Below are 8988 nucleotides of genomic sequence, written 5' to 3'. Positions count from 1 at the left end.
GCCCACACGGGTGCACATGCAAGAAGTGTTCTCGCGCCGGCTTGCATCGGCGATACGTTGATTGACGTATGGGACGGCGGCGGGGCTCTCCCTAATCTCACGCCAGCGGTGACGTCGTGTCGCGCGGCACCTGGCTGACGGTGAAGGCCGGTGCTCTTGGTTCCCACCATTCTCAGCAGGAGTGCCCCATGAAGAAATCGTCCGTCCCCACCCCGCCGCCGGTCGCCGGCCTGCAGCGCCGCCAGTTGCTGCAGGGCCTGGGGGCCCTGTCCATCGCTGGCCTGCCCGCGCTCGGCCACGCCGCCGCGCCGCCCACCGCAGCAGTGAACACCACCAAGCTGGCCGTCACCGACACCGAGGTGGTGGTGGGCCAGTTGCATTCCTCCACCGGCACCATGGCCATCTCCGAAACCGGATCCATCCAGGCCGAGCAACTGGCCATCGACCAGATCAATGCCATGGGCGGCATCCTGGGCCGCAAGATTCGGGTGATCAAGGAAGACGGCGCCTCCGACTGGCCCACCTTCGCCGAGAAGTCCAAGAAGCTGCTGATCAACGACAAGGTCGCGGCCGTCTTCGGCTGCTGGACCAGCGCCTCGCGCAAGGCCGTGCTGCCGGTGTTCGAGAAGGAAAACGGCCTGCTCTATTACCCCACCTTCTACGAAGGCCTGGAGCAGAGCAAGAACGTGATCTACACGGGCCAAGAAGCCACGCAGCAAATCATCTACGGCCTGGATTGGGGCGCCAAGGAGAAGAAGGCCAAGACTTTTTTCCTGGTCGGTTCGGACTACATCTGGCCGCGCACCTCGATGAAGATCGCGCGCAAGCACATCGAGTCCGTCGGCAAGCTGGGCAAGGTGGTGGGCGAGGAGTACTACCCGCTGGGCAACACCAACTTCAACTCCCTGATCAACAAGATCAAGGTCGCCAAGCCGGACTGCATCTTCGCCGCCGTGGTGGGCGGCTCCAACGTGGCCTTCTACAAGCAGCTCAAGGCAGCGGGCATCACGGGTTCTAAACAGTTCCTGCTGACCTTGTCAGTGACCGAGGACGAGATGACCGGCGTGGGTGGCGAGAACTTCGAGGGCTTCTACAGCTCGATGAAGTATTTCCAGTCGCTGGACAACGAGAACAACAAGAAGTTCGTCGCCGCTTTCAAGGCCAAGTACGGCAAGGACGCCGTGATCGGTGACGTGACGCAGGCCGGTTACCTGGGCCCCTGGCTGTGGAAGGCCGCCGTGGAGAAAGCCGGCAGCTTCGACGTGGACAAGGTCGTGGCCGCCTCGCCCGGCATCGAACTGAAGACCGCGCCCGAAGGCTACGTCAAGGTGCACGAGAACCACCACCTGTGGAGCAAATCGCGCATCGCCATCGGCAACAAGGACGGCACCTTCAAGGTGGTGGCCGAGTCTCCCAAGCTGATCGAACCCGATCCCTTCCCCAAGGGTTACCAGTAAGCGGGCACCGGACTCCGTGAGGGGTCGGGGTGGCGGCCTGGTTTGCAACGGGGAAGGGCCGCCACCTCGTTTTTCCGCATTACGCCCAGAAGCCCCCCGGGGTGCGGGCACACGCTCAGACAGGCTGGTGACACATGGAATTCGCAGACATACTCAACATCACCCTCATGCAGGGCTTCGCGGGACTGAGTCTGTTCTCGGTGCTGCTGCTGATGGGCCTGGGCCTGGCCATCATCTTCGGCCAGATGGGCGTGATCAACATGGCGCATGGCGAGTTCATGACCATCGGCGCCTACACCGTCTTCCTCCTGTCCACGCTGACGGAGAAGTTCGCGCCGGACTTCCTGCCCTTCTACTTTCCCCTGTCCATCATCGTTGCCTTCCTGCTGGCCTTCGTCGCGGGCTGGCTGGTGGAGTGGGGGCTGATTCGCTTTCTCTACAAACGCCCTCTGGATACGCTGCTGGCCACCTGGGGCCTGAGCCTGGCAGTTCAGCAGGTCTTCCGCACCGCCATCGGCCCGAAGGAAGTCAGCCCCACGCTGCCCGAGTGGCTGATGGGTTCCTGGGCGCCGCATGAAGGCCTGGACATCCCCATCAACGGCCTGTTCGTTCTGGCGCTCACTGCCCTGGTCACTGGCGGCGTGCTGATTGCGCTTTACAAGAGCCGCTGGGGCCTGCGGGTGCGCGCCACGGTCAGCAACCGCACCATGGCCAATGCCATCGGCATCAACACCAGCCGGACCGATCGCCTCACCTTCGCCATTGGCTGCGGCATCGCAGGCGTGGCGGGTGCGGCCTTCACCACCATCGGTTCCACGGGCCCGACCAGCGGCTCGCTCTACATCGTCGACTCCTTCCTGGTCGTGACCTTCGGCGGCGCGGCCAGCCTGCTGGGCACCGTGGCCTCGGCCTTCGGCATCGCGCAGACGCAGTCCATCAGCGAGTTCTTCATCACCGGCTCCATGGCCAAGGTGCTCACGCTCTCGCTGATCGTCGTGATCCTGATGATCCGCCCGCAAGGCCTGTTCGCTAGCAAGGTCCGTCGTTGATCCCGCCTTTCATTTCCGGAGTCCCCTCATGAACCCATTCACCGCGTGGATCGCCAGCAAAGGCTTGGGCAAGGTATGCATCCTGGCCCTGGTGCTGCTGGTCCTCTTCCCCCTGACCTTCGACATCTTCCGCCTCAACCTCGTGGGCAAGTACCTCAGTTATGGCTTCGTGGCGCTCGGCCTGGTCATGCTCTGGGGTTACGGCGGCGTGCTCAGTCTAGGCCAGGGCGTGTTCTTCGGCCTGGGCGGTTACGCCATGGCCATGTTCCTCAAGCTCGAAGCCAGCGACCCGGTGAGCACGAAAATCCAGTCCACGCCGGGCATCCCCGACTTCATGGACTGGAACCAACTCACGGCGCTACCCTTGTGGTGGGAGCCCTTCAAGCACCTGCCCTTCGCGCTGGTCGCGGTGGTGCTGGTCCCCACCCTGCTGGCCTTTGTCATCGGTTACGCCATGTTCAAGCGCCGCGTCGGCGGCGTCTACTTCGCCATCATCACCCAGGCGGTGGCGCTGATCCTCACCGTGCTGATCGTCGGCCAGCAGGGCTACACCGGCGGCATCAACGGAATGACCGACCTCAAGACCCTATTGGGCTGGGACATCCGCACCGACAGCGCCAAGTACATCCTCTACTACCTCTGCGCCCTGCTGCTGCTGGGCACCATCCTGCTCGGCCTATGGATCCAGAAAAGCAAGCTGGGCACCTTGCTGCTGGCCATGCGCGACAAGGAAGACCGGGTGCGCTTCTCGGGCTACGACGTGGCCATGTTCAAGGTCTTCGTCTTCTGCCTGGCGGCGGCGCTGTCGGGCATCGGTGGCGCGCTGTTCACGCTGCAGGTGGGGTTCATGTCGCCCTCCTTCGTGGGCATCGTTCCCTCGATCGAGATGGTGATCTACGCTGCGGTGGGCGGCCGCATGAGTCTGATCGGCGCGGTCTACGGCACGCTGCTGGTCAACTTCGGCAAGACCTACTTCTCCGAGACCTTCCCCGACCTGTGGCTCTTCCTGATGGCCGCGTTGTTCATCGGCGTGACCATGGCGTTCCCTGAGGGCCTGGCCGGTCTGTGGGCGCAGAAGGTCGTGCCCTGGTGGCGACGCAAGCAGGCCGAGCGCCAGGCCATCCGCGCGGCCGTGCGCCGCGACGCCAGCACCCCCGCAGAGAGCGCGTCCACGCCAACCGCGAACCGCGGCGGACCCAGCGCCACGACCTCATTGAGCGGCCAACGCGCCTGAGACCCCCATCCCCAGGAGCCCCACCATGAGCAACACCGACTTCGCCTTGGCCGTGGAAGACCTCACGGTCTCCTTCGACGGATTCAAGGCCATCGACAACCTCACCCTCTACATCGACAAGAACGAGCTGCGCGTGATCATCGGCCCCAATGGCGCGGGCAAGACCACGCTGCTGGACCTGATCTGCGGCAAGACCAAGGCCAGCGGCGGCAGTATCAAATTCAAGAACGAGGAGCTCACCACGCTGGACGAGCACATCCGAGTGCGCCGGGGCATTGGCCGCAAGTTCCAGACACCCTCGATCTACGAAAACCTCAGCGTGTTCCAGAACCTGGAGGTGTCCTACCCCACGGGCCGCTCGGTCTTCGGCGCGCTGGCCTTCAAGTGCACCGACGAGGTGAAGGCCCGCGTGCAGGTCGTGGCCGAGGAGATCGGCCTGGCCGAGGTGTTGGACAAGGAAGCCGGCCTGCTCTCGCACGGCCAGAAGCAGTGGCTGGAGATCGGCATGCTGCTGATGCAGGAACCCGAGCTGCTGATGCTGGACGAGCCCATCGCCGGCATGAGCGCGCGTGAGCGTGAGCTGACGGCCGCGCTGCTGCAGCGCATCTGCAAGAACCGCTCGGTGATCGTGATCGAGCACGACATGGAGTTCGTCAAGCAGATCGCACACAAAGTCACGGTCATGCACCAGGGAAAGATCCTCGCCGAGGGTTCCATGGAAACGGTGCAGGCCGACCCCAAGGTCATCGACGTCTATCTGGGCCATTGATATGACACACCCCCAGGCTACGCGCACTTCGTGTCGCTGCGCCAACCCCTTGCAGGGGGCAACGCCAGCGGCCGGGCCCAGCCCGTTCCGCGGCGTTCCCCGATTGAACCCGTGGCATACCCAAAGTGTGGTGCTCGGCACTGCGGACAACTGATCACCAAGGAGTAAGAGATGCTCAAAGTCACCGACATGTACACGGCCTACGGCCAGAGCGAGGCGCTGCACGGCATCTCCTTCGAGGGCCGCAAGAACGAGACGGTCGCCATCATGGGCCGCAACGGCATGGGAAAGACCACGCTGTTCAAGAGCCTGATGGGCGTACTGCCGCTCAAGTCCGGCCAGATCGACGTCGATGGCCAGGACGTCTCGAAGGACGAGAGCTACCGCCGCGTCGCAAAGGGCATCGCCTACGTGCCCCAGGGCCGGATGATCTTCCCCACGCTGACGGTGGAGGAGAACATCCAGACCGGGCTGGAGAACGCCAAGGTGCGTCGCATTCCGGATGACATCTACGCGCTCTTTCCCGTGCTCTGGGACATGCGACGGCGCAAGGGCGGCAACCTCTCGGGGGGTCAGCAGCAGCAGCTCGCGATCGCGCGCGCGCTCGTGACCGACCCCAAAGTGCTGCTACTGGACGAACCCACCGAGGGCATCCAGCCGTCCATCATCAAGGACATCGCCAAGGCGCTCAACGAGATCCGCAAGCTGCGCGAGATCACCATCGTCGTGTCCGAGCAGGTGCTGTCCTTCGCGATGGACGTGGCCGACCGCCTCTTCGTCATCGAAGGCGGCCACCTGGTGCACGAGACCGCACGCGCGCAAACCGATGTGCAGCGCATCAAGTCCTACCTCTCCGTCTGAGTCATCGATCTCCCCATCGATCAGACCCCCAACTTCCAACTTCCGATTCAACCGCCCACAAGGAGCAACACCATGGCTGACACCCTGATCAAGGTCGATCTCAAGCAACCCGCGCCGAGCAACCCGCTGGTGCACAACCGCTGGCACCCGGACATCCCGATCGCAGTCTGGGTCAACCCGGGCGAGGACTTCGTGCTGGAAACCTACGATTGGACCGGCGGCTACATCAAGAACAACGACAGCGCCGACGACGTGCGCGACATCGACCTCTCCACGGTGCATTACCTGTCGGGCCCGGTCGGCGTCAAGGGCGCGCAGCCCGGCGACCTGCTGGTCGTGGACCTGCTGGACATCGGCGCCAAGCCCGACAGCCTCTGGGGCTTCAACGGCTTCTTCAGCAAGAAGAACGGCGGCGGTTTCCTGACCGACCACTTTCCGCTGGCGCAGAAATCTATCTGGGACATCAACGGCATGTTCACCAAGAGCCGCCATGTGCCCGGCGTGGAGTATGCGGGCCTGATCCACCCCGGCCTGATCGGCTGCCTGCCCGACAAGAAGATGCTGGACGAATGGAACCAGCGCGAGCAAGCCCTGATCGACACCAACCCGACGCGCGTGCCCGGCCTGGCCAACCCGCCCTTCGCCGGCACCGCGCACCTGGGTCAGCTCAAGGGCGACGCCGCCAAGAAGGTCGCCGCCGAGGGCGCGCGCACCGTGCCGCCGCGCGAGCATGGTGGCAACTGCGACATCAAGGACTTGTCGCGCGGCTCCAAGATCTACTTCCCGGTCTACGTGGACGGCGCCGGCCTCTCGGTGGGTGACCTGCACTTCAGCCAGGGCGACGGCGAAATCACCTTCTGTGGCGCCATCGAGATGGCGGGCTGGGTGCACATGCGCGTCAACCTGATCAAGGGCGGCGTGGCCAAGTACGGCATCAAGAACCCGATCTTCAAGCCCAGCCCCATTACACCCAACTACAAGGACTACCTGATCTTCGAAGGCATCTCGGTGGACGAGGCCGGCAAGCAGCATTACCTGGACGTGACCATCGCCTACCGCCAGGCCTGCCTGAACGCCATCGAGTACCTCAAGAAGTTCGGCTACAGCGGCGCGCAGGCCTATTCCATCCTGGGCACGGCGCCGGTGCAGGGCCATGTGAGCGGTGTGGTGGACGTGCCCAACGCCTGCGCCACGCTCTGGCTGCCGACCGAGATCTTCGATTTCGACATCAACCCCACGGCAGCCGGCCCGGTGAAGTTCATCGACGGCAGCATCCAGATGCCGATCTCGCCCGACGTGAAGTAAGCGCCAGGAGCCCCGCATGCCCACCTACGACTACGCCTGCCCGGACTGCGGCGGCTTCGAAGCGCTGCGCAACCTGTCGCGGCGCGACGAGCCCTGTGCCTGCCCGGACTGCGGCGCGGCCGCGCCGCGTGTCTTCGTGGCCGCGCCGCGCCTGGCCTGCCTGAGCAGCGAGACACGGACCGCGCACGAGACCAATGAACGGGCCGCGCACGCACCGCGCTCCTCGCGCGATGGGGACTACGGACGCATGCGGCATCCGGCCGGCTGTGGCTGCTGCTCGGGTTCTTCTTCCAAGCGCAGTTCGACAGTGCGTGCCCCTGACGGCTCGAAAGCCTTCTCAGGCAAACGCCCCTGGATGATCAGCCACTGATCACCGAAGTCACCATGAGCCACAGCCTCCAGGGTCGTAATGCCGTAGCAGCCTGTCAGCAACGACGAGCCTAAATGAGGCTCCCCTTTCCGCCCTGGCGAGGGTGGAAAGGGGCGGGGGGATAGGGGGTGGAAGAAAACCGCTTTCTTGCACTTCACCCTAAGTGACCATGTCAGATAACACCATCACTCCGAAGGAGCAATGCAATGATCCACGGCGATATCTCCAGCAGCCACGACACCGTCGGCGTCGCGGTGGTCAACTACAAGATGCCGCGTCTGCACACCAAGGCCGAGGTGCTGGCCAACGCCCGCAAAATCGCGGACATGGTGATGGGCATGAAACAGGGCCTGCCCGGCATGGACCTGGTGATCTTCCCCGAGTACAGCACGCACGGCATCATGTACGACACCCAGGAGATGTACGACACCGCCGCCACCGTACCCGGCGACGAAACGGCCATCTTCGCCGAAGCCTGTCGCAAGGCCAAGGTGTGGGGCGTGTTCTCGCTCACCGGTGAACGCCACGAAGCGCACCCGAACAAGGCCCCCTACAACACGCTCATCCTGATGAACGACCAGGGCAAGATCGTGCAGAAGTACCACAAGATCATGCCCTGGACACCCATCGAAGGTTGGTACCCGGGTGACCGCACCTACGTCAGCGATGGCCCCAAGGGACTCAAGGTCAGCCTCATCATCTGCGACGACGGCAACTATCCCGAGATCTGGCGCGACTGCGCGATGAAGGGCGCCGAACTCATCGTGCGCTGCCAGGGGTACATGTACCCGGCCAAGGAGCAGCAGATTCTGATCAGCAAGGCCATGGCCTTCGCCAACAACACCTACGTGGCGGTGGCCAACGCGGCCGGCTTCGACGGCGTGTACAGCTACTTCGGCCACAGCGCCCTGATCGGCTTCGACGGCCGCACGCTGGGTGAATGCGGCGAGGAAGAAATGGGCATCCAGTACGCGGCGCTCAGCAAGAGCCTGATCCGTGACTTCCGCAAGAACGGGCAGAGCGAGAACCACCTCTTCAAGTTGCTGCACCGCGGCTACACGGGCAAGATCAATTCGGGTGAAGGCGACAGCGGCGTGGCCACCTGCCCCTACAGCTTCTACGCGCAGTGGATCACCGATCCGGAAGGGACACGCAAACAGGTGGAGTCCTTCACACGCAGCACCGTGGGCACGCCCGAATGCCCGATCGAGGGCATCCCGAACGTACCAGCCGTCCCCCGTTGACGCCGAGAAACAGCGTGCCGTGCTCGTGCGCAGGGATGGCACGTCCAGTGACACCGACGCGCAGACCCTGTGCGACCTGGTCAAAGACACGCGCCGGGCCTTGCACGCAGCCGCACAACGGCATCGGCTGGTCTGCGGCCTGATCGCCGACCCAGGCGCAAGCCCCCGTACCCGGCGCATCTTTGGAGTGCGCTGCCATCACCTTCTTGCGCGTTCCGCACCGTGACAAGGCCAATTGGCGGCTCATTGGGCACCACTTTAGATCACATAATTTGCGATAGCTCTATTCTGGTGCATTCCGTCCTGCCTGCACCGCGCGACTGCGGGGGCACTGGCGGCATGCCTATTGCATACACGGCTGTTCAAAAAGGGAAGACATAGAACCATGGAACTCACCCCCCGTGAAAAAGACAAGCTGCTGATCTTCACTGCCGGCCTGCTGGCCGAGCGGCGCAAGGCACGTGGCCTTAAGCTCAACTACCCGGAGGCCGTGGCCTACCTCAGCGCCGCCGTCATGGAAGGCGCGCGTGACGGCAAGACCGTGGCGCAACTGATGAGCGAAGGCCGCAACCTGCTCACGCGCGCCGAGGTCATGGACGGCGTGCCCGAGATGATTCCCGACATCCAGGTCGAGGCCACGTTTCCGGATGGCACCAAGCTCGTGACGGTCCACCAACCCATTCCCTGAACATCTTGCGC

At 63.8% G+C, this 8988-nt stretch carries 9 protein-coding genes; all 9 read left to right on the top strand.

Annotated elements, in window-relative coordinates; all coding sequences use genetic code 11:
• Positions 1-188 precede the first annotated feature (188 nt).
• The 9 genes from urtA to ureA all read left to right on the top strand — a co-directional run bounded on the left by urtA (position 189) and on the right by ureA (position 8977).
• Positions 189-1457 carry an urea ABC transporter substrate-binding protein gene (gene urtA, locus AZ34_RS04765; RefSeq protein WP_035605397.1) on the top strand — a complete coding sequence of 423 codons (1269 nt, stop codon included), beginning with the start codon at positions 189-191 and terminating at the stop codon, positions 1455-1457.
• A 134-nt stretch (positions 1458-1591) separates the two neighbouring features.
• Positions 1592-2506, top strand: a complete 915-nt coding sequence (gene urtB / locus AZ34_RS04760; protein ID WP_035605394.1) for an urea ABC transporter permease subunit UrtB — start codon at positions 1592-1594, stop codon at positions 2504-2506.
• Between the two features lie 28 nt (positions 2507-2534).
• Positions 2535-3740 (top strand): urea ABC transporter permease subunit UrtC, encoded by a 1206-nt coding sequence (gene urtC, locus AZ34_RS04755; RefSeq protein ID WP_035605390.1) that lies wholly within the window; start codon positions 2535-2537, stop codon positions 3738-3740.
• Positions 3741-3765: 25 nt separating this feature from the next.
• A complete protein-coding gene (gene urtD / locus AZ34_RS04750) occupies positions 3766-4509 on the top strand; it encodes an urea ABC transporter ATP-binding protein UrtD (protein WP_035605387.1) in 744 nt (247 codons plus the stop codon).
• Between the two features lie 171 nt (positions 4510-4680).
• Entirely contained in the window at positions 4681-5370 is a 690-nt protein-coding gene (gene urtE / locus AZ34_RS04745) for an urea ABC transporter ATP-binding subunit UrtE (protein ID WP_035605384.1), read from the top strand.
• Positions 5371-5442: 72 nt separating this feature from the next.
• Positions 5443-6675: a formamidase gene (gene fmdA, locus AZ34_RS04740; protein ID WP_035605382.1), complete on the top strand. Its 1233-nt coding sequence runs from the start codon at positions 5443-5445 to the stop codon at positions 6673-6675.
• A gap of 16 nt (positions 6676-6691) precedes the next feature.
• Positions 6692-7045: a zinc ribbon domain-containing protein gene (locus AZ34_RS04735; RefSeq protein ID WP_035605379.1), complete on the top strand. Its 354-nt coding sequence runs from the start codon at positions 6692-6694 to the stop codon at positions 7043-7045.
• Between the two features lie 206 nt (positions 7046-7251).
• Positions 7252-8289 (top strand): aliphatic amidase, encoded by a 1038-nt coding sequence (locus AZ34_RS04730; protein ID WP_035605376.1) that lies wholly within the window; start codon positions 7252-7254, stop codon positions 8287-8289.
• A 385-nt stretch (positions 8290-8674) separates the two neighbouring features.
• Positions 8675-8977, top strand: coding sequence for an urease subunit gamma (gene ureA / locus AZ34_RS04725; protein ID WP_035605374.1), 303 nt, complete (start codon positions 8675-8677; stop codon positions 8975-8977).
• The last annotated feature ends 11 nt before the right edge of the window (positions 8978-8988 follow it).

Origin of the sequence: Hylemonella gracilis str. Niagara R (genome assembly GCF_000600295.1) — a bacterium.
Classification (GTDB): Bacteria; Pseudomonadota; Gammaproteobacteria; order Burkholderiales; family Burkholderiaceae_C; genus Hylemonella; species Hylemonella gracilis_A.
Note: the sequence above shows the minus strand (reverse complement) of the source record. Positions and strands in the feature narration are given on the sequence as shown.

Bases quoted from the DNA above. Each gene is read 5' to 3' on its own strand.
- urtA (WP_035605397.1), top strand. From the start codon at position 189: ATGAAGAAATCGTCCGTCCCCACCCCGCCGCCGGTCGCCGGCCTGCAG.
- urtC (WP_035605390.1), top strand. From the start codon at position 2,535: ATGAACCCATTCACCGCGTGGATCGCCAGCAAAGGCTTGGGCAAGGTA.
- urtB (WP_035605394.1), top strand. From the start codon at position 1,592: ATGGAATTCGCAGACATACTCAACATCACCCTCATGCAGGGCTTCGCG.
- ureA (WP_035605374.1), top strand. From the start codon at position 8,675: ATGGAACTCACCCCCCGTGAAAAAGACAAGCTGCTGATCTTCACTGCC.
- AZ34_RS04730 (WP_035605376.1), top strand. From the start codon at position 7,252: ATGATCCACGGCGATATCTCCAGCAGCCACGACACCGTCGGCGTCGCG.
- fmdA (WP_035605382.1), top strand. From the start codon at position 5,443: ATGGCTGACACCCTGATCAAGGTCGATCTCAAGCAACCCGCGCCGAGC.
- AZ34_RS04735 (WP_035605379.1), top strand. From the start codon at position 6,692: ATGCCCACCTACGACTACGCCTGCCCGGACTGCGGCGGCTTCGAAGCG.
- urtD (WP_035605387.1), top strand. From the start codon at position 3,766: ATGAGCAACACCGACTTCGCCTTGGCCGTGGAAGACCTCACGGTCTCC.
- urtE (WP_035605384.1), top strand. From the start codon at position 4,681: ATGCTCAAAGTCACCGACATGTACACGGCCTACGGCCAGAGCGAGGCG.